Below are 804 nucleotides of genomic sequence, written 5' to 3'. Positions count from 1 at the left end.
CTACAGGGGAACTCGCCCCAAAGGGGTGTAAGGGCATGCGCAAACAAAGGAATCCTCAATATTCCCTTAATTATCCATATTCTGCACGCATTCTCCACTACACTCTTGGGGGTTCACCATCCCATGTCTCTACGGGTCTGCGCCCTTACTTTCCTTCGTCATACCTGCCCAAGTGGTGGAGGCCGATTGGTTTTAACTGACGGGTCTGTGCCCTTGCGGAACTCCATCTCGGTACTCCGTGCTTTCTTTGTCATCCTGCAAACGAGGGAGCATACGTGGGAAGCGGGGTCTCGCCTCGCTGAAAAATTAGGCGGCTTGCTCGAGCCTCGGATGCTTGCTTTCGTTAAACGCTTCTCCGCTGTGTGCCAGAGAAACCAGTATACGACATAGTTTGCCTATGAGCTTAAAGAGAGAGTGTCTTCCTTTCCGCTGGCGTGTCCCGACGTTGTCAGCATGCCAACGTTTAAAGCTAGGATGGTTGCATATCATCATAAGTACAGCCAGATACAAATATTTGCGCAGTTGCCTCCGCCCTCGCTTGGAGATGATGATTTGCCCTTTTCGCTTGCCCGAGGCGCTTTCTGCCAAATTCAGGCCCGCTAACGCTAGCAACTGCTGCCCATGCCTGAATCGTCTCAGATCGCCCGTGTTCCCCAGTATGACGGCTGTAAACCAAGGGTTCATCCCGACTTGCTGCAACGGCCAGAGCACCTCTTGTGGCACTTGAGCGAGCAGGGCGTCCATCTCCTGTTCCAGGATGGAAATCTGGGCGCTGAGATCTTCACGCCGATCCAAAAGCCGCAG

1 protein-coding gene is annotated in these 804 nt (G+C 53.4%); it reads right to left on the bottom strand.

Features of this window, described 5'->3' with window-relative positions:
* Positions 1-306: 306 nt before the first annotated feature.
* A partial coding sequence (locus AC2TDN_RS26540) for a transposase (RefSeq protein WP_484690735.1) occupies positions 307-804 on the bottom strand: 498 nt, incomplete at its 5' end.

Source organism: Paenibacillus sp. Y660, assembly GCF_057221575.1.
The sequence above is the reverse complement of the archived record's forward strand: the minus strand, read 5'-3'. Positions and strand labels throughout refer to the sequence as shown.